16 protein-coding genes are annotated in these 18148 nt (G+C 64.6%); 9 read left to right on the forward strand and 7 right to left on the reverse strand.

From position 1 onward, the window contains the following. The first annotated feature begins 18 nt into the window (after nt 1-18). The 4 genes from QSV46_RS08675 to cyoD are packed head-to-tail and all read left to right on the forward strand — an operon-like array spanning nt 19 to nt 3866. Nucleotides 19-852 carry a cytochrome ubiquinol oxidase subunit II gene (locus QSV46_RS08675; protein WP_314949318.1) on the forward strand — a complete coding sequence of 278 codons (834 nt, stop codon included), beginning with the start codon at nt 19-21 and terminating at the stop codon, nt 850-852. Beyond that, the gene (cyoB, locus tag QSV46_RS08680) at nt 842-2839 is read left to right on the forward strand and encodes a cytochrome o ubiquinol oxidase subunit I (protein WP_314949320.1); all 1998 of its coding nucleotides are present in this window, start codon (nt 842-844) and stop codon (nt 2837-2839) included. Before QSV46_RS08675 ends, cyoB begins: the two co-directional genes overlap by 11 nt. Beyond that, entirely contained in the window at nt 2839-3480 is a 642-nt protein-coding gene (locus QSV46_RS08685; RefSeq protein WP_314949322.1) for a cytochrome (ubi)quinol oxidase subunit III, read from the forward strand. Before cyoB ends, QSV46_RS08685 begins: the two co-directional genes overlap by 1 nt. Further along, nucleotides 3477-3866 carry a cytochrome o ubiquinol oxidase subunit IV gene (gene cyoD / locus QSV46_RS08690; protein ID WP_314949324.1) on the forward strand — a complete coding sequence of 130 codons (390 nt, stop codon included), beginning with the start codon at nt 3477-3479 and terminating at the stop codon, nt 3864-3866. Before QSV46_RS08685 ends, cyoD begins: the two co-directional genes overlap by 4 nt. Nucleotides 3867-4078: 212 nt before the next feature. Here the strand turns inward: cyoD and QSV46_RS08695 are convergent, their stop codons facing one another. Beyond that, on the reverse strand, nt 4079-4867 hold the full coding sequence (locus QSV46_RS08695) for a thermonuclease family protein (protein ID WP_314949326.1): 789 nt from the start codon (nt 4865-4867) through the stop codon (nt 4079-4081). A 199-nt stretch (nt 4868-5066) separates the two neighbouring features. Between QSV46_RS08695 and QSV46_RS08700 the strand changes: the two genes are divergently transcribed. The 3 genes from QSV46_RS08700 to QSV46_RS08710 all read left to right on the forward strand — a co-directional run bounded on the left by QSV46_RS08700 (nt 5067) and on the right by QSV46_RS08710 (nt 8233). Continuing rightward, entirely contained in the window at nt 5067-6665 is a 1599-nt protein-coding gene (locus QSV46_RS08700; protein ID WP_314949328.1) for a GMC family oxidoreductase, read from the forward strand. Between the two features lie 7 nt (nt 6666-6672). Then, on the forward strand, nt 6673-7122 hold the full coding sequence (locus QSV46_RS08705) for a hypothetical protein (RefSeq protein WP_314949329.1): 450 nt from the start codon (nt 6673-6675) through the stop codon (nt 7120-7122). Between the two features lie 91 nt (nt 7123-7213). After that, a complete protein-coding gene (locus QSV46_RS08710; protein WP_314949330.1) occupies nt 7214-8233 on the forward strand; it encodes a S1C family serine protease in 1020 nt (339 codons plus the stop codon). 27 nt (nt 8234-8260) lie between these two features. Here QSV46_RS08710 and QSV46_RS08715 read toward each other — a convergent pair whose 3' ends face one another. Continuing rightward, nucleotides 8261-11737: an indolepyruvate ferredoxin oxidoreductase family protein gene (locus QSV46_RS08715; RefSeq protein WP_314949331.1), complete on the reverse strand. Its 3477-nt coding sequence runs from the start codon at nt 11735-11737 to the stop codon at nt 8261-8263. 644 nt (nt 11738-12381) lie between these two features. On the opposite strand from QSV46_RS08715, the gene QSV46_RS08720 reads away from it, so the two are divergent. Both QSV46_RS08720 and QSV46_RS08725 read left to right on the forward strand, forming a co-directional pair. Then, nucleotides 12382-13080, forward strand: a complete 699-nt coding sequence (locus QSV46_RS08720; protein WP_314949332.1) for an isochorismatase family cysteine hydrolase — start codon at nt 12382-12384, stop codon at nt 13078-13080. Between the two features lie 9 nt (nt 13081-13089). After that, the gene (locus QSV46_RS08725; RefSeq protein WP_314949334.1) at nt 13090-14757 is read left to right on the forward strand and encodes a regulator; all 1668 of its coding nucleotides are present in this window, start codon (nt 13090-13092) and stop codon (nt 14755-14757) included. A 55-nt stretch (nt 14758-14812) separates the two neighbouring features. Here QSV46_RS08725 and soxA read toward each other — a convergent pair whose 3' ends face one another. The 5 genes from soxA to QSV46_RS08750 are packed head-to-tail and all read right to left on the reverse strand — an operon-like array spanning nt 14813 to nt 18103. Next, a complete protein-coding gene (gene soxA / locus QSV46_RS08730) occupies nt 14813-15592 on the reverse strand; it encodes a sulfur oxidation c-type cytochrome SoxA (RefSeq protein ID WP_314949335.1) in 780 nt (259 codons plus the stop codon). Next, nucleotides 15589-15906, reverse strand: coding sequence for a thiosulfate oxidation carrier complex protein SoxZ (gene soxZ, locus QSV46_RS08735; protein ID WP_314949336.1), 318 nt, complete (start codon nt 15904-15906; stop codon nt 15589-15591). Before soxZ ends, soxA begins: the two co-directional genes overlap by 4 nt. Then, nucleotides 15906-16373 (reverse strand): SoxY-related AACIE arm protein, encoded by a 468-nt coding sequence (locus QSV46_RS08740; protein ID WP_314949337.1) that lies wholly within the window; start codon nt 16371-16373, stop codon nt 15906-15908. Before QSV46_RS08740 ends, soxZ begins: the two co-directional genes overlap by 1 nt. Before the next feature lie 4 nt (nt 16374-16377). Then, nucleotides 16378-16827 (reverse strand): sulfur oxidation c-type cytochrome SoxX, encoded by a 450-nt coding sequence (soxX, locus tag QSV46_RS08745; RefSeq protein ID WP_314949338.1) that lies wholly within the window; start codon nt 16825-16827, stop codon nt 16378-16380. Then, nucleotides 16820-18103, reverse strand: a complete 1284-nt coding sequence (locus tag QSV46_RS08750) for an NAD(P)/FAD-dependent oxidoreductase (protein WP_314949339.1) — start codon at nt 18101-18103, stop codon at nt 16820-16822. Before QSV46_RS08750 ends, soxX begins: the two co-directional genes overlap by 8 nt. Between the last annotated feature and the right edge of the window lie 45 nt (nt 18104-18148).

The following is an 18148-nucleotide window of genomic DNA, read 5'->3' on the forward strand; positions in this document are numbered from 1 at the left end:
ATCGTCAGTGGCCTGCCGATGAATCTGCTCGATCCGCAAGGGCCTGTTGCTGCGGCCAACAGCACCATTCTGGTCGATTCCGTCTTCATCATGCTCGCGATCGTGGTGCCGACCATTTTCGCGATCCTGGCCTTTGCGTTCTGGTTTCGCGCCTCCAATCCGAAAGCGCGCTTCCAGCCGGACTTCGTCTATTCCGGACGGGTCGAGATGGTGGTGTGGGCGATCCCCGCGCTGACCGTGATCCTGCTCGGCGGCGTCGCCTGGATCGGCTCGCACCAGCTCGATCCAGCAGCCCCAGTGCCGGGCACCGGCGCCCCGGTGCGGATCCAGGCCGTCTCGCTCGACTGGAAATGGCTCTTCATCTATCCGGACCAGCGCATCGCCACCGTCAACACGCTGACGGTACCGGCCGGCGCCGAGCTGAATTTCCAGCTGACGTCGTCGAGCGTGATGAACACCTTCTTTATCCCGCAGCTCGGCAGCATGATCTACACCATGAACGGCATGGTGACGAAGCTGAACCTGCGCGCCGACAATGAAGGCAAGCTGCAGGGGCTGTCGGCGCATTTTTCCGGCGACGGCTTCCCCGACATGATGTTCGACGTCAACGTGATCTCGCCGCTCGCCTTCCCGGACTGGGTCGCGACCACGGCGAAGACCGATGCCGTGCTGAACGAGGAGAGCTACAAGAAGCTGATGCAGCAGGGCATCGAGAAGGGCAGGCCGGCCTTCCGCCTGGACGATCCTCGCCTGTTCGATCTGATCGCAACCCAGCACATTCCGCCGGGTCCTGGACCCGAGCTCGCATCCGAAGCAGGCCGGTCGCACAGTGGAGGCCACGATGCTCGGTAAGCTCGACTGGTCGGCCATTCCGTTCGATCAGCCCATTCCGCTCGTCGCCGGCGGGATCGTGCTGGTCGCGATTCTCGGCGTGCTGATCTGGGTCGTGGTGAAGGGGCATCTGCCCTATCTCTGGCACGAATGGATCACCAGCGTCGATCACAAGCGCATCGGCGTCATGTACATCCTGCTGGCCTCCGTGATGCTGCTGCGCGGTGGCAGCGACGCCATCATGATGCGGATCCAGCAGGCGGTCGCCTTCCAGTCGCAGGGCTATCTTCCACCCGAGCACTACAACCAGATTTTTTCGGCCCACGGCACCATCATGATCTTCTTCGTGGCGATGCCGTTCGTGATCGGGCTGATGAACCTGGTCGTGCCGCTGCAGCTCGGCGTGCGCGACGTCGCGTTCCCGACGCTCAATTCGGTCGGCTTCTGGCTGACCGCGACCGGCGCGCTGCTGGTCAATCTGTCGCTGGTGATCGGCGAATTCGCGCGCACCGGCTGGCTCGCCTTTCCGCCGCTGTCGGAGCTGTCCTATTCGCCAGGTGTCGGCGTGGACTATTACGCTTGGTCGCTGCAGATCTCCGGCGTCGGCACGCTGGTCGCCGGCATCAATCTCGTTACCACCGTGCTGAAGCTGCGTACCAGGGGCATGAACTATCTGCGCATGCCGATGTTCTGCTGGACCACGCTGGCCTCCAACCTGCTCATCGTTGCGGCATTTCCGATCCTCACCGCCACGCTCGCGATGCTGCTGCTCGACCGCTACCTCGGCTTCCACTTCTTCACCAACGAGGCCGGCGGCAACGTCATGATGTTCATGAACCTGATCTGGGCTTGGGGGCATCCCGAGGTCTACATCCTCGTGCTGCCGGCCTTCGGCATCTTCTCGGAGGTGGTCTCGACCTTCTCCGGCAAGGCGCTGTTCGGCTACCGCTCGATGGTGCTCGCCACCATGGCGATCTGCGTCATCTCCTTCATGGTCTGGCTGCATCATTTCTTCACGATGGGGGCGGGGCCCGACGTCAATGCCATCTTCGGCATCGCGAGCATGATCATTGCGGTGCCGACGGGGGTGAAGATCTACAACTGGCTGTTCACGATGTATGGCGGCCGCGTTCGCTTTGCGACGCCGATGCTATGGGCGGTCGGTTTCATGGTCACGTTCATCATCGGCGGGCTGACGGGCGTATTGCTCGCAGTGCCGCCGGCAGACTTCATGCTCCACAACAGCATGTTCCTCGTGGCGCACTTCCACAACGTCATTATCGGCGGCGTGCTGTTCGGCGCCTTCGCCGGTTTCGAATACTGGTTTCCGAAGGCGTTCGGTTTCCGCCTCGACGAGCGCTGGGGCAAGGCCGCGTTCTGGTTCACCTTCCTCGGCTTCTACGTCACCTTCATCCCGCTCTACATCGCCGGCATGCTCGGAATGACGAGGCGCATGCAGCATTACGACGTCGCGGCGTGGCGACCCTGGATGCTGGTTGCGGCGGTCGGCATGGCCGTGCTGACGATCGGCGTGCTCTGCCAGATCGTGCAGCTCGTCGTCAGCATCCGCAATCGCGAGGCCCTGCGCGACCGCACCGGCGACCCCTGGGACGGCCGCTCGCTGGAATGGGCGACATCGTCGCCGCCGCCGGTGTTCAATTTCGCCTTCAATCCCGATGTGCGCGGCGAGGACGCCTATTGGGACATGAAGGCCCACACCAAGCAGCAGCTCGAGCATGACAGGCCGGAATATCAGGATATCGAGATGCCCAGGAATTCGCCGACCGGCTTCGTCTGCGCGTTCTTCGCCACCATCATGGGCTTTGCGCTGATCTGGCACATCTGGTGGATGGTGATTCTAGGAGGCTTGGGCGCGTGGGCGACCTTTGTCGTGTTCGCCTGGCGCGACCACGACGAGTACGTCATCCCGGCCGAGGAGGTCGCGCGCGTCGACGGCGCCAATCTCGAGGAGCGGCGCGGCCTCGTCAGCATGGCGGGAACAGTCTGATGGCGATGACCGCAACCGCCGGCCGTGCGCACGCCGATCCCCATCACATCGGCATCGTCATCGAGCATCCCGGCCCGGCGCCAAAGCGGATCGTGACCGCCTACGGCTTCTGGGTCTTCCTGCTCTCCGACATCGTGATGTTCTCCTGTTTCTTCGCGGCCTATGCGGTGCTGGTCGACCAGACCGCCGGCGGCCCGAAAGGATCGGAGATTTTCGAGCAGCGGAACGTCGCGATCGAGACGGTCTGCCTGCTGTTGTCGAGTTTTACCTGCGGCATGGCCAGCATTGCCGCCGACGTCCGCAACCGGTTGTGGTTCTACCTCGGTATGGCCGTGACCTGTTTGCTCGGCCTCATCTTCCTGGCCATCGAGTTTCGCGAATTTTCCGACCTCGTCGCGCGCGGCTACGGCCCCTCGCGCAGCGCCTTCCTGACCGCGTTCTTCTCGCTGGTCGGATGCCACGGGCTGCATGTCTCGGCCGGCGTGCTCTGGCTCCTGACCATGATGGCTCAGGTCTTTGCCAAGGGCTTTCGCGCCGACGTCCTGCGCCGGATGATGTGCTTTGCGCTGTTCTGGCACGCGCTCGACATCGTCTGGGTGGGGGTCTTCTCCGTCGTCTCTTTGCTTGGGAGTGGCGTATGAGCGATCAGGTGCATGTGCGGACCCAGCATGACATCGCACCGGGCGATGAGGAGCAACACAGCGTCGGCGAGCGGGTGCTCGGCTATGTCGTCGGCCTCGCTTTGGCGCTGCTGCTCACGGCGACGTCGTTCTTCATTGCCGGCACCGATCTGGTCTGGCAGCCTTCCATCCCTGTCGCGCTGATCGTGCTTGCGATCGCGCAGATGGGCGTGCACCTCGTGTTCTTCCTCCACATCACCACGGGACCCGATAACACCAACAACGTGCTGGCGCTCGCTTTCGGGCTGTTGGTCGTCTTCCTCGTCGTGGGCGGGACGGTCTGGATCATGGCGCATCTGAACGCGAACATGCCGCCGATGGATCACATCATGCAGATGCGGAGATAGGATCCGCAAAAAAGAAGAGCCGCTTGTTTGTGACAAGCGGCCCAAGTCTAGGGAGGAAACGCCCGAGCAAAGACAATCCGATGAGGATCGTCTGCCAAGGAAGCGCTCGCGCAAAGCGCGTGCGCACGTTCATAGGTGCAGCAACTCCCGAAAGAGTTCAATTCCGGTTCAATACTGTCTCCGGGTACCACTCACGGCTGCGTGAACCACTTTCACTTTGGCCGGCGGCAATTGTAGGCCTTGCGGAAGCCGGCGGCCTGGGCGTCGTCCTCCGAGCAGAACCAGCGGTCCGGCTTGGTGGTCGCGGGATAGCTCGGGCAGCCCCGCAGATGATAGATGCCGATATTGCCGGTGACGCGTGCGCGCACCGCGAGCTTGCCCTTGATACTGCAGCTTGGCGGCATCGTGAGCTCGTCCGGAAACAGGACCGCGCGGATCTCCTTGTCGCGATCAGGGCGGCAGGCAGCACCCAGGAGGGCGCCGTCCTTCTTGCCGGCGCGGAATTCCTGCGGTGCAACAAAGCAGCCCTTCCAGATGCCGGCTGACGCTGTCTTGGCTTCGACTGCCGCCGCCTTGACGTTGGCCTTGATCGGCTCGCGAGCGATGGCATAGCCGAGCTTGACCAGCTGCTCGTTCAGGCTGGCCTTGTCGCCCTCGGCCATGCAGATCGCCCGGTGGCGCTTGCCAAAACTCTTTTCCGGGCCGACATCGTCACAGCGCACGGAACGCTTGTTGATGAGCTTGGTGAGCTGATCGCGGGCCTCGATGCCGCAGGTCCAGGGATCAGCGTGGTCGTCGATGCAGACCTGGTCCAGTTCGGGCGCGTCGACGCCGTCCAGCCGGTAGGTGACGTCGCCGAGCTGAATCGAATTGCCGTCCCGGACAGTCGCGGCGGCGGTCAGCGCGGCCGCTGGGCCGGCGGCGCCCAGAAACCCGGACAGAGCGAGAAACAAAACAAGCGCGAAAGCGCGGGCGGCGGCAAATGAATTCTCGAAGGACATAACTTCTCGCTATCGATGGCTCTTGCCCCTCGTTCCTAGCATCCGGACATGGCGATACCAATGGTCTGCGCCCAGCGAAGTGCGACATTCGCCCGCCAGCCTTTACTCGCCGGGTCCTCTGCCCCTATCGTTTGCGCAAGCCTACGAGCCTTGACGGCCGAATCGTCCGGAAAGCGGCGAGGGGAGGGAAAAAGTTGCGATGAAAGATCCCGTGGACGTCCTGATCATCGGCGCCGGCGCTTCAGGAGCGGCGGTGGCGTGGTCGTTGGCCGAGACCAAGATGCACATTCTCTGCCTCGAGCAAGGCGGCTGGATGAACCCGGCGGAATATCCCAGCACGGGTCGGGATTGGGAGGCCAAGTTCTACGGCGAGTGGTCGTCAAGCCCGAATGTCCGCGGCCGGCCCGAGGACTATCCGATCAACGACGACAATTCGCCGATCAAGGTCGTCAACTACAATGCGGTCGGCGGTTCCACGGTGATGTACACCGCGCACTGGCCGCGGCTGCATCCCTCCGATTTCAAGGTCAAGACGCTCGACGGCGTCGCGGACGACTGGCCGATCGACTACGACGCGCTGACCCCGTTCTTCGAGGAGAACGACCGGATGATGGGGACATCGGGTCTGTCTGGCGATCCGCGCTCGCCGCTGACGCATCCGCCGATGCCGCAGCAGCCGCTCGGATTGTCCGGCGCCATCATCGGCAAGGCCATGAACAAGCTCGGCTGGCACTGGTGGCCGTCGGACACGACGGTCGCGACCATGGACTACCAGGGCCGGGCGCGTTGCATCAATCTCGGCCATTGCACGCCGGCCTGCGCGCAAGGCGCAAAGTCCTCGACCGACATTACCTATTGGCCGCACGCGGTCCGCGCCGGCGTCGAGCTGCGCACCCATTGCCGGGTACGCGAGATCACCACCGACGAGAACGGCATGGCCTCGGGCGTGGTCTATTACGACAAGGACGGCGTCGAGCAGTTCCAGCCGGCGCATGTCGTCATCATCGCCTGCAACGGCGTCGGCACGCCGCGGCTGCTCTTGAACTCGGCATCGAGCCGCTTCCCGAACGGCCTTGCCAATTCATCGGGCCTCGTCGGCAAGAATTTGATGTTCCATCCCTACGCGCAGATCTACGGCTATGTGAAGGAGCCGACCGACTCCAATCGCGCGCCGCCGACCTGCTTGTGGAGCAAGGAGTGGTATGACACCGACCTGTCGCGTGGCTTCGTGCGCGGTTATGGCGTCCAGTTCGTGCGCGGCGCAGGACCCGTGTTCGAGGCCGTCGTCAGCGAGCAGAAGGGCATTTTGCCCTGGGGCGCCGATCATCACCGCGTCTTCCGCAAGCTCAACGGCCATCGGCTCGGGTTCTCAGCGATCTGCGAGGACCTGCCGGAAGAGCACAACCGGGTTACGCTCGATCCGGTGCTGAAGGACAGCCACGGCATTCCGGCGCCGAAGATCGACTACACGATCAGCGAGAACAGCCGGAGAATGATGGAGCATGCGTTGGCGCGCGGCCGCGAGGTCTTGGAAACCGCGGGGGCGACCGACATCTGCGTCAACAGCCCGATCCCATGGGGCGGCTGGCATTTGCTCGGCACCGCGCGGATGGGCACCGACCCCGAGCGTTCCGTCGTCAACGAATCGGGCCGCACGCACGACGTGAAGAACCTCTTCATCGTCGACGGCAGCATCTTCGTCACCTCGGGCGGCGTCAACCCGACCTCCACCATCCAGGCGCTCGCGCTCTACATCGCCGACCAGATGAAGCAGCGCCTCGCAAACTTGTTCGATTGAGGCCGTCATGTCCGCAGACAATCAACTCACACCGCGACAGCGCGACGACCTCCGCACCATCGCCGCGATGATCGTTCCCGCCAGCGAGGAGTACGAGGTGCCCGGTGCCGACGATCCCGCGATCCAGGCCGACATGCTGGCGACGTTGGGGCGCGACACCAATCTGGTAGTGGCGGCGCTGGACCATCTGGCGAGACTGGCCGGAGGGCCGCTCGCTGAGCTCGATGCCGCGAGGCGCGATGCGGTTGCGCAGGAGTTTCGAAGCTCCGGCGGTGCGGCCGCCGCAACACTCGTTCGCGTCGTGCTGCAATGCTACTACCGCGACGACCGCGTGCTGCGCTCGCTGGGGCTCGAACTGCGCGCACCATTCCCGAAGGGCCATGTGCTTCCGGACGGCGACTGGTCGCTGCTCGACCCCGTCAAGGCGAGGGCTGGCGCGCTGCGGCGGGCGACCTAGCCACCTTGGTAGTCCAGCCCTGCGTCCCGAGCGGGCTACTTGCGCGAAAGGAAACAGGCCACCATCTGTGTGAGCCTCAAGGACTCTTGCCATGCTGGATTTCACCTCAGACATCGTCGATGACGCCGCGTCATCGCGAACGACAGCGGTTGCGCCGGTCAGTGACGGGGCGCTGCTGGACGCCTATTCCAATGCCGTGATCGACGTGACCGACCGGGTCGGCCCTGCGGTCGTGCGGGTCGAGACCGGTCCAAAGGTGCCGAACGGCCGCGAGCGCGGCGGGCTCGGCTCCGGCATCGTGATCTCGCCGGACGGGCTTGTGCTCACCAACAGCCATGTGGTCGGCTCCTCCAGGGAGATCCGGCTGCGCGACGTCGAGGGGCATGTCGGCGACGCCCGGGTGCTCGGCGTCGATCCCGATACCGATCTTGCGTTGCTGCGCGCCAACGGCGTGCGCGACTTGCCTTACGCCGCACTCGGCAATTCCAAGAGCTTGCGGCGCGGCCAGCTCGTGATCGCGATCGGCAATCCGCTCGGCTTTGAATCGACCGTGACCGCCGGGGTCGTCTCCGCGCTGGGCCGTTCGATCCGTTCGGTCAGCGGGCGCACCATCGAGGACGTGATCCAGACCGATGCCGCGCTCAACCCCGGCAATTCCGGCGGCCCGCTGGTGTCGTCGAATGCCGAGGTGATCGGCATCAACACTGCCATCATCAACGGTGCGCAAGGCATCTGCTTCGCGGTCGCCAGCAACACTGCGCAATTCGTGCTGTCGGAGATCATCCGCCACGGCTATGTCCGCCGCGCCTATATCGGCGTGGCCGGGCAGACCGCGCCGGTCCCGCGGCGGCATGCCTTGCTGGCCGGCGTCGAGAACAAGATGGGTGCGCTGCTCGCCCAGATCGAACCGGACGGACCGGCGGCCAAGGCGGGCCTGTTGCCCGGCGACGTCGTCGTCAGGCTCGACGGCGTCGAGATCAACGGCGTCGACGATTTGATCCGCGTGCTCGACCGCGACCGGATCGGCCGTCGGCTCGCCATGGACGTGCTGCGGCTCGGCCGCCTGCGGGCCATCGATATCGATCCGATCGAGCGCAAGCCGGCTCGCTAGCGCGGAGAGGCCCTCGCGCCCTCACCGCTACTCCGCCGCCGCCGCAAACCGGCTGTTCTCCAGCTCCGTCTCAAGCCGCGCCTTCTCGGCCGCCGCCAGCTTGATATTGGCTTCCTTGACGTGGCCGAAGCCGCGGATCGTTTCGGGTACGCGCGCAAGCCTTGCCAACAGAGGGATCTGTTCGGGTTTCAGCCCCGCAATGCGCTGATCGATCATGCCGAGATAATCCGCGATCAGCTTGCGCTCGGCCCGGCGCTCCTCGGTACGGCCGAACGGGTCGAGCGCGCTGCCGCGCAGGAATTTCAGCTTGGCCAGCACGCGGAAGGCGTGGATCATCCAGCCGCCGAATTCCTGCTTCTGGAGATGCCCGGTCGTCTTGTCGCGCTGCGCGAAGATCGGAGGTGCGAGGTGGTATTTCAGCGTGAAGTCGCCGTCGAATTTCTCCGACACCTTCTTCGCAAAATTGCCGTCGGTATAGAGCCGCGCAACCTCGTACTCGTCCTTGTAGGACATCAGCTTGAACAGGTTCTTCGCCACGGCTTCAGTCAGTTCGGTAGAAGCCGGCGAAGCCGCGCTCTCCGCCTTTCGCACCTTGGCGACGGCGGCAAGATAGCGGTCCGCATAGGCCTTGTTCTGATAGGCCGTCAGGAATTCAGCGCGGGTCGCGATGATGTCGTCGAGCGATTTCGTCGGGGTGGACGCCCGGCTCTTGAACTGGAGCACGTTGCGCACCCGCGACATGTCGTGGGCGGCGAGGCGCCCCCAGGTGAAGGCGAGCTTGTTCATCTCGATTGCGGCACCGTTGATCTCGATGGCGCGGAGCAGCGCTTCGAGCGACAGCGGGATCGCGCCCTTCTGGAAGGCGAAGCCGAGCATGAAAGGATTGGTCGCGATGCTGTCGCCCATCAGCGCGGTGGCAATAGCTGTGGCGTCGATGATGTCGAGATTCTTGTCGCCGATGGCGTCACGCAGCACGGTCTGCATCGTGCCCAGCTCGAAATCGAGGTCGGGGTTCTGCACGAAGCTCGCGGTCGGCTGCAGGTCGGCGTTGATATAGGCCCTGGTCACGCCGCGCTCGGCGCGGCTGAGAGCGGAGGGGCCGGCCGAGACGACCATATCGCAGCCGAGAATGACGTCGGCGCCGCCGGTGGTGATGCGAACCGCCGAGATGTCCTCAGGCTTCCGCGCAATGCGGACATGGCTCATCACCGCGCCGTTCTTCTGCGATAGGCCGGTGAAGTCGAGTGCCGAGCAGCCGCGGCCGTCGACATGGGCGGCCATGCCGAGCAGCGCGCCGATGGTGATGACGCCGGTGCCGCCGATGCCGGTGACGAGGATGTTGTACGGCGCTTCCAGTTCGCGGGCAGGAGGCAACGGCAAATCGGCGAACAACTGTCCGGAATCGATCGCCGATGTCTTCATGCGCTTCAGTGTCCCGCCATGCACGGTGACAAAGCTCGGGCAAAAGCCCTCGACGCAGGAAAAGTCCTTGTTGCAATTCGACTGGTCGATCTGGCGCTTGCGGCCGAACTCGGTCTCCAGTGGCTGCACCGAAACGCAGTTGGAGGCCTGCGAGCAGTCGCCGCAGCCTTCGCAGACGAGCTCGTTGATGAAGGCGCGTTTGGCGGGATCGGGATACAAACCTCGCTTGCGGCGTCGGCGCTTTTCGGCGGCGCAGGTCTGGTCGTAGATCACGACCGTGAGACCCTTGATGTCGCGCAGCTCGCGCTGCACGGCATCGAGCTCGCGGCGGTGATGGATGGTCGCGCCTTGCGGGAAGTAGTTGCCTTGCGGATACTTGCCCGGATCGTCCGAGACGATCGCGAGGCGCTTCACACCTTCGGCCCAGACCTGGTGCGCGATCTGGGCGACATTGAAACTGCCCTCGGCGGGCTGGCCACCGGTCATCGCGACGGCGTCATTGTAGAGGATCTTGTAGGTGATGCTGATGCCGGCGGCAGATGCCGCGCGGAGGGCGAGAAGCCCCGAATGGGTGTAGGTGCCGTCGCCGAGATTCTGGAAGATGTGCTTTTCGGTTGTGAAGGGTGACTGGCCGATCCAGTTCACGCCCTCGGCGCCCATATGCGAGATCAGATCGGTGCGGCGGGTCGGCATGCTCAGGGCCATGCCGTGGCAGCCGATGCCGGCCATGGCACGGCTTCCCTCAGGCACGCGCGTTGACGAATTGTGCGGGCATCCCGAGCAGAAGAACGGCGTGCGCGCAAGCTTGATCGGCGTGCTGGCGGCGACCGGATTGTCGAAGGCCTCTAACCGCGCGAGGCGCTGCTCCAGCACCGGGCTGTGATGACCGAGCTTGCGCAGTCGCGCCACCAGCGCCGACGCGACGATGGTCGGCGTCAGCTCGCCCTCGCTGGGCAGCAGCGGCGCGCCGCGCTCGTCGCGCTTTCCCGTGACGGTCGGGCGCCTCGAGGCGTCGATGTTATAGAGGATGCGCATCAGCTGGTCCTCGACGAAGCCGCGCTTCTCCTCGACCACCAGCACGTCCTGAAGACCTTTGGCGAAACGCTTCGCGCCGCTCTCCTCCAGCGGCCAGGTCATCGCGACCTTGTAGATGCGCAGGCCCAGATCCTGCGCGTCCTTGTCGGTGATCCCCAGGTCGGCGAGCGCCTGGCGCAGGTCGAGATAGGCCTTGCCGGTCGCGACGATGCCGAGTCGCGCGGGCTTTGAATCGAGCACGATGCGGTCGAGCTGGTTGGCGCGGGCAAAGGCCTGCACCGCTTCCATCTTGGGGCCGAACAGGCGCCGCTCGGCGTCCAGCGGCGGATCGGGCCAGCGGATGTTGAGGCCGCCGGGCGGCATCTCGAAATCGTCGGGAAGCTTGATTTGGATGCGCTCGGGGTCGCTGTAGATTGAGGCCGAGCTCTCCACGGTCTCGCTGATCGCCTTGAAGCCGACCCAGCAGCCGGAGAAGCGCGACAGCGCGAAGCCATAGAGGCCGAGGTCGAGATAGTCCTGCAGCGTCGCCGGATTGATCACGGGGATCAGCGCCGCCGCGAACACCTGCTCGCTCTGATGCGCGAGCGTCGAGGACTGGCAGCCGTGGTCGTCGCCCGCCAGCGCCAGCACGCCGCCATTGAGCGAGGTGCCGGCCGCGTTGGCGTGCTTGAGCGCGTCGACCGAGCGGTCGATGCCGGGGCCCTTGCCGTACCAGATGCCGAACACGCCATCGACCTTGGCGCCGGGAAACAGGCCGACCTGCTGGCTGCCCCAGACGGCGGTGGCCGCGAGATCTTCGTTCAGGCCGGGGACGAAAGCGATGTCGTGCTGCTGGAGGTGTTCCTTCGCGCGCCACAGCGCGTGGTCGTACATGCCGAGCGGGGAGCCGCGATAGCCCGAGATGAAGCCGCCGGTGTTGAGACCCTGAAGCCGGTCGCGTTCGCGCTGCAACATGGGCAACCGAACCAGCGCCTGCGTGCCGGACAGGAAGATCCGCTTCGATTCGAGCCGGTATTTGTCATCCAGCTCGACTTGCAACAGCGTCATTTCAAGGGTCCTTGTTTGCTTGGGCCGGCGAGGGGCGCTGCGCTGCGGGAGGGAATTCAGGTTGCGAAGCAGCTGGTTGCAGTCAAAAGCATAGACCGGTGAAGTCAATGTCACTGGCCGCATCCGTGGCGCTCCCGCTCGTCATGGCTTGTGCTGGCGCGGTACTCGAAGCCCCGGCTGCAGATGCGCATTCGACAAGGCGAGTGCGGTCGTCGCGACGGTGCTTCGGCACAGCAACGCTGAAGGATTCATAGACGCCCATCCTCCACGCTCGTCATTCCGGGCCGACGCGACTTGTCCGCCGAAGCTCGAAGAGCGAAGGCGGAAGCGGCGAGCCCGGAATCCATTTCACCTCGCATACTGCCGCCTGATGGAGTCCCGGATGGGCAATTGGGCATCATGGCTCGCGACGTCGCCCGCGCCCCGGAATGACGGCTGGCGAGCGCATCGCGTCCCGCCCAACCCTTGAGCAAATGCTCCGCGCAAGGCCGCCGCACAGCGAATGAGCAGAGCCTTCGCTCATCGGGTAACATTCTGACAGCGCAGCGAATTTCTCCGCAGCATCGTTCCGATCGCAATTGTACACAATGGCACGACGCTTGCAGAACTCCGGGCAACAGAGAGTTCTCGCGGGGGCCTGCGTCATGTTGAACTCAGCCAAGCCGACACGGGGCGTCATCAGCGCAGAGCCCGAGCCGATCAAGCTCGACTGGCCCGCCACCGCGCTTCTCATCATCGACATGCAGCGCGACTTCATGGAGCCCGGCGGCTTCGGCGAGACGCTCGGCAACGACGTCAGCCGGCTCGCGCGCGCAGTGAAGCCGATCGGCGCGGTGCTGAAGGCCGCGCGCGACACCGGCATGCTGGTGATCCACACCCGCGAGGGCCATCTGCCGGATCTGTCCGACGCGCCGCCCGCGAAAGTCGAGCGCGGCGCGCCGTCATTGCGCATCGGCGATTCCGGTCCGATGGGCCGTATCCTCATTCGCGGCGAAGCCGGCCACGACATCATTCCCGAGCTCTATCCGCTCGACAGCGAGATCGTGATCGACAAGCCCGGCAAGGGCGCGTTCTACGCCACCGAGCTCACCGACGTGCTGGAGAAGTACGGCATCGAAAATCTGCTGGTGTGCGGCGTCACCACCGAAGTGTGCGTCAACACTACCGTGCGCGAGGCCAATGACCGCGGCTACCGCTGCGTCGTCATCTCGGACGGCTGCGCATCCTACTTCCCTGAGTTTCACGAGATGGGCCTGAAGATGATCAAGGCCCAGGGCGGCATCTTCGGCTGGGTCGCGGACTCAGCCGCAGTTCTGGAGGCGATGAAGATTTCGACCACATAGGGGGATATCATGAGCACGTTGACAGGGATGGCCGGCAAATCTGAGATGAACAAGTCCGAGTTCAAGCCGGCACTATGGACATCGGGCGACTGGAACGCGTTCTTTGGCTTCGGCACCAACATCCTCGTCAACATGCTGGTGCTCACGGGCCTGCTTCGCTTCGTGCTGAAGATGCCCGACAGTCTCGTGTTCGGCCGCATCCTGCCCGCACTCGGGCTGATGATGTGCCTGTCGACCTTCTACTACGCGTACCTCGCCTATAGGCTCGCGCAGAAGACAGGCCGCAACGACGTCTGTGCGCTGCCCTCGGGCGTGAGCGTGCCGCACATGTTCATCGTCACCTTCGTGATCATGCTGCCGATCACGATCAAGACCGGTGATCCGCTCAAGGGCTGGTCGGCTGGCCTCGTCTGGGTATTCTTCCAGAGCTTCATCCTCATGATCGGCGGTTTCATCGCGCCGTTCATCCGCAAGATCACGCCGCGCGCGGCGCTGCTCGGCACACTTGCCGGCGTCTCCGTCACTTTCATCTCGATGCGTCCCGCGCTCGAAATGTACATGACGCCGCAGATCGGTCTGGTCTGCTTCGCCATCATCCTGGTGAACTGGTTCGGCGGCGTGAAGTACTGGCGCGGCATTCCCGCCGGTCTCGTTGCGATCGCCGTCGGCATGATCATCGCCTGGGGTTCCAACCTGTTCGGGCTTGGTCTCGGCGGATTGAGCGTCAAGGGTGTCGGCGACGCCTTCGCCAATTTCGGCTTCTCGGTGCCGATCCCGGCGGTGGGCTATGTCTTTTCCGGCTTCGAATTCCTCGGCATCATCCTGGTCACCGCCATTCCGTTCGGCATCTACGACCTCGTCGAGGCCATGGACAATGTCGAGAGCGCGGAAGCGGCCGGCGACGAATATCCGACCACGCGGGTGCTGACCGCCGACGGTGTCGTCAGCCTGATCGGCTGCCTGATGGGCAACCCCTTCATCAACGCCGTCTATATCGGCCATCCCGGCTGGAAGGCGATGGGCGGCCGCATCGGCTATTCGGCGGCGACCGGCATCATGATGGTGGTGCTGGCCTGGTTCGGCATCATCTCGGTGCTGCTGGCGCTGGTGCCCGTGGTGGCGATCTCGCCGATCCTGCTGTATATCGGCATGCTGATTGGCGCACAGGCGTTCCAGACCACGCCGGTCAAGCACGCACCCGCAATCGTGCTGGCGCTGACGCCGCACCTCGCCGCCTGGGCCAAGCTCCAGATCGACACGATGCTGGGCTCGACCATGAACGCGGCAGCAACCGTGGGCGGCATGGCCGCCGACAAGGCCGACGTTGTCAAGGCAGCCGCGATCGCCGCGCTGCCGCAGCAGGGCGTGTTCTACCACGGGCTCGAGATCATGGGCGGTGGCTCCATCCTCGGCGGCCTCGTTCTGGGCGCGATCGGCGTCTTCATCATCGAGCGCGATTTCGAGAAGGCCTCGGCCTTTGCTCTGGTCGGTGCGGTCCTCACCTATTTCGGCTTCATGCACGGCGAGGCCGTCGGTATCGGTGGTGGGTTCGGCGTCACGCCTGCCGTGGCCTTCGCCTATGCCGTGATGGCTGCCGGACTGTTCGCGGCGAGCAAGCTCGGTGCAAGCGAGCCTTATGCCGCGCATCCGGAGATGCACGCGGCACCGGCGGAGTAGGCGCCGAATTCAAACCTTGCGGCAGCGGCCGGGTCATGTCCCGGCCGCTTTCGTTTCAGGGACGAACCGCCGGCGACTCTATCGGCATACCGCGCGCCCGCGACATCAGATAGAGCTCGAGCGCGACCAGCTCGGGCGAACCGTAATCAAAGGCCTGGGCGCGGACGCCGCTCATGCAGCTGCGCAACCGCCGCTCGATCGAGCCCAGTGCCTGCCATTCCAGGCGATAGAGCGGATAGCCGGTCGGCTGTCCCTGCGTGATCGGCGCGCCCGCGAGGCGCTTGTCGAAATTGTCGTCGTGGCAATTGGTGCAGGCGAGATTGAGCTGGCCCTCGCGCTGCATGAAGAGGTCGCGGCCCCGCGCGACGAAGGGTTTGAGTTGCGGATCATCGCCGGCGGTGATCGGGGTGCCGCGGGACTGGTGGGCGACGAAGGCGGACAGAGCCAGGAGGTCGCGGCTCTCATAGGGCAGCGCCGTCGCCTGCTGATGATCGGCGCGGCAGAGATTGATGCGCTGATCCAGCGTGACCGGGCGCGCCAGCGCCTTGTCGAAGGCGGGATAGCGCGCCGCGACGCCCTTCATGCTGCTCCGCGCATCGCCATGGCAGTCGGCACAGGATTTTTCGGCGCGTCCGGTTTTCTTGCCCCACAGCGCCTCACCGTCGAGCACGAACAGCATGCCCGGATTGGACGTGTCGTCATCCTGCATCGCACGCGTATCAGGGCCCATGAAGGCATAGCCGGAGCGGCGCGCATCGGGCGGAATTTCTCCGGCGAGCAGGGCGGGGGCCGCGGCAACGAGCGCCGCCGCCACTATCGCGCGCCAGAAGATCATTCGACGGTGATCGATGCGGATGCGGTCGACGAAAAGCCATTGTCGCCGATCCATTCGAACTCGAACCTGCCGCTCTCCTTCGCGACCGTGAAGAAGGAGAGATACGGATTGGCGGCGATCGCGGGAAACAGGTCAGCGCGGAAGACTTCTGTGCCGTTGTAGCGGCACGTAAAGCTCGTGATGATGTTGCGCGGCACCAGCGTCCCGTCCGCGGTATGACGAAAGCCGGTCTCCATGATGTGCGAGGTCAACGTGCGGATTTCGATGATGTCGCCGCGCCTGGCCTTGGCCGGAACGTTGATGAGCGCAGCCATCAGTTCATCTCCTCGGTGCAGGCGGCCAGCGTCACGACCACGTCCGCTCCGGCCTGCCAGAAGGTGTCGTCGGAGAGGCGGGCGATCGCGATCACCTTCTGGGTGTCGGCGAGGCGGACTCTCGTCGCGACCTGGGCGCGGCCCGAGGACGACGTGAGATAGAAATTGCCGATGTTCGGCTGCGGGTTCTTTTCGTTGAAGAGATGGATGCTCTTGACGTAGTCGTTCGCCGTCATCGGGCTTGCGACGCTCACCGTCATCGGCACCGTGTTGCCGTTCTCGACCAGCGGCGGGATGTCGATCTTCACCTTGCCGGTGCGCACAGGTGTTTCGCCGACGACATTGTGGATCGCGGCGGTGAGCATGGCCGGTGTCGCTTCGAGCGGCCGCAGCGTGACGAGCGGTATCGTGCCGGCTGCGGTGACGCCGCCGGCGAGGCTCAAGAATTGTCGTCGCGTGGTTGGCATGGAACTAGTCCCGAAGTGTTGCAAGAAAGGCCACGATGTCTTCGATCTCCGCGGCCGACAAGATCGGCTTGCCGGCGAAATTGCGCCCGACGCGGACGAGCCCATCGTTGCGATAATAGGACGGCATGATGGTCTCAGGATTGAAGCGCGAGGCATCGACCAGACGAAGCCGCAATTGGCTGGCCGACCACCGGTTCCCGCTACCCGTGAGGTCAGGCGCGAGGTCGCCCTGGAACTGCGTTTCCGGGAACGGTCCGGAATGGCAGAGAATGCAGGTCGTGGTGCGCGCGAGCACGAGCGCGCGGCCGCGTGCCGCATCGCCGGGCGAGCCCGTGAGCGGCTCTGCAATGCCGTCGCCGACGATTTTGTAGGGCGCGAGCTCGTCCGCGCTCGTGCAGGTACAAGCGAGGCAAGCAGCGACCAGTGCTGCGATATGGACGGATGGTCTAGCCAAAGGTGTCCGCCGTGATGGTTTGAAACCAGCGCTCTGCCTCCGCCGCCTCGCGGGCGCGCAACTCGCGCGGCGCATCGACCGGGCTCGTCGCGCCGCCTTCGACCTCTGCAAAAATATCGCCCCTGGGCTGGTAATTGCCGGCGAGCAAAAAGCCGTAACCTGGCGCGACGGTGTTGTAGCAGACGCCGGTCAGCCGTGGTGTTTCTGGCGCACGGCCGGCGAGGAGGTTCACGATGGCAGCGGCGCAGGCCTTGCCCTGCGCGCCGGCGGCCGAGGCCGATTTGGGAATGCCGCCGCCGAGGCAGGCGTCGCCGATGACGTGGATGTTCGGGACGAGCTTGGACTCGAAGGTGACGGGATCGATCGGGCACCAGCCGGTCGCATCCACAGCGCTCGCGATATCGGCAATGCGCCCCGCACGCTGCGGCGGGATAATGTTTGCGACTTCAGGGATGTAGTTGCCGAATTCGGTGACGATAGTCCTGGTAGCCGGATCGACCGATGTGACACGGCCGCCCTGCGACAGCGCCACGCGCTCGATCATGTCGCCATAGAGCTCCTTCCATGCCTTCTCGAACAGCCGTTGCTGGGAGAAGCTATCCTTGGCATCGAGGATCAGCACCTTTGAGCGCGGCTTCTTGTTTTTCAGGTAATGCGCGATCAGGCTGGCGCGTTCGTACGGTGCCGGCGGGCAGCGTGAGGGATTGGCGGGGATCGCGATTGCGACCGTGCCGCCGTCCGCCATCGCCTCCAGTTGCCGACGCAGCAGCAGCGTCTGCGCACCGGCCTTCCAGGCGTGCGGCATTTTCTCCGATGCGGCATCGTCGTAGCCCGGCAGGGCTTCGAAATGGAAGTCGATGCCGGGCGAGAGGACCAGGCGGTCATACGCAAATGCGGTGCCATCGGTCGCCGTCACGCTGCGCTTTTGTGTGTCGACGGCCGTCGCAGCCTGACCGATGACCGTGACGCCTTCGGCGGCAAGCTTGTCATAGCCGAACTGCTGTGCCTCGAGCTCGCGCAGGCCCGCGATCACCTCGTTGCTGAAGGGGCAGGCGGTGAAGATATTGTTCGGCTCGATCAACGTGACCTGCAATTTGGCATCGGCGCGCCTCAGCGCGCGGGCGCAGGCCGCGCCGCCAAAGCCGCCGCCGACCACGACGACACGTCCAGTCGATTGCGCGCGCGAAGCCGATGGCCGCGCCAAATTTGCGGCCGTTATGGTGATGCCGAACACGGCACTTCGCCGTGTCATCGGGCGCGTGGTCATCAGGGGCATCTGGAAAAGGGCTGCGGCGGCAATTTCTCGCCCCCGCAGCGTGTG

The organism is Bradyrhizobium cosmicum (genome assembly GCF_032290525.1).
Lineage (GTDB): Bacteria > Pseudomonadota > Alphaproteobacteria > Rhizobiales > Xanthobacteraceae > Bradyrhizobium > Bradyrhizobium cosmicum_A.

Excerpts from the sequence above, each read along its gene's own strand:
- soxA (WP_314949335.1), bottom strand. The coding sequence starts at position 15,592 with ATGATCTTCTGGCGCGCGATAGTGGCGGCGGCGCTCGTTGCCGCGGCC.
- QSV46_RS08685 (WP_314949322.1), top strand. The coding sequence starts at position 2,839 with ATGGCGATGACCGCAACCGCCGGCCGTGCGCACGCCGATCCCCATCAC.
- QSV46_RS08705 (WP_314949329.1), top strand. The coding sequence starts at position 6,673 with ATGTCCGCAGACAATCAACTCACACCGCGACAGCGCGACGACCTCCGC.
- QSV46_RS08740 (WP_314949337.1), bottom strand. The coding sequence starts at position 16,373 with ATGCCAACCACGCGACGACAATTCTTGAGCCTCGCCGGCGGCGTCACC.
- soxZ (WP_314949336.1), bottom strand. The coding sequence starts at position 15,906 with ATGGCTGCGCTCATCAACGTTCCGGCCAAGGCCAGGCGCGGCGACATC.
- cyoD (WP_314949324.1), top strand. The coding sequence starts at position 3,477 with ATGAGCGATCAGGTGCATGTGCGGACCCAGCATGACATCGCACCGGGC.
- QSV46_RS08725 (WP_314949334.1), top strand. The coding sequence starts at position 13,090 with ATGAGCACGTTGACAGGGATGGCCGGCAAATCTGAGATGAACAAGTCC.
- QSV46_RS08720 (WP_314949332.1), top strand. The coding sequence starts at position 12,382 with ATGTTGAACTCAGCCAAGCCGACACGGGGCGTCATCAGCGCAGAGCCC.
- QSV46_RS08695 (WP_314949326.1), bottom strand. The coding sequence starts at position 4,867 with ATGTCCTTCGAGAATTCATTTGCCGCCGCCCGCGCTTTCGCGCTTGTT.
- QSV46_RS08700 (WP_314949328.1), top strand. The coding sequence starts at position 5,067 with ATGAAAGATCCCGTGGACGTCCTGATCATCGGCGCCGGCGCTTCAGGA.
- cyoB (WP_314949320.1), top strand. The coding sequence starts at position 842 with ATGCTCGGTAAGCTCGACTGGTCGGCCATTCCGTTCGATCAGCCCATT.
- QSV46_RS08710 (WP_314949330.1), top strand. The coding sequence starts at position 7,214 with ATGCTGGATTTCACCTCAGACATCGTCGATGACGCCGCGTCATCGCGA.
- QSV46_RS08715 (WP_314949331.1), bottom strand. The coding sequence starts at position 11,737 with ATGACGCTGTTGCAAGTCGAGCTGGATGACAAATACCGGCTCGAATCG.
- QSV46_RS08675 (WP_314949318.1), top strand. The coding sequence starts at position 19 with ATGAATCTGCTCGATCCGCAAGGGCCTGTTGCTGCGGCCAACAGCACC.
- QSV46_RS08750 (WP_314949339.1), bottom strand. The coding sequence starts at position 18,103 with ATGCCCCTGATGACCACGCGCCCGATGACACGGCGAAGTGCCGTGTTC.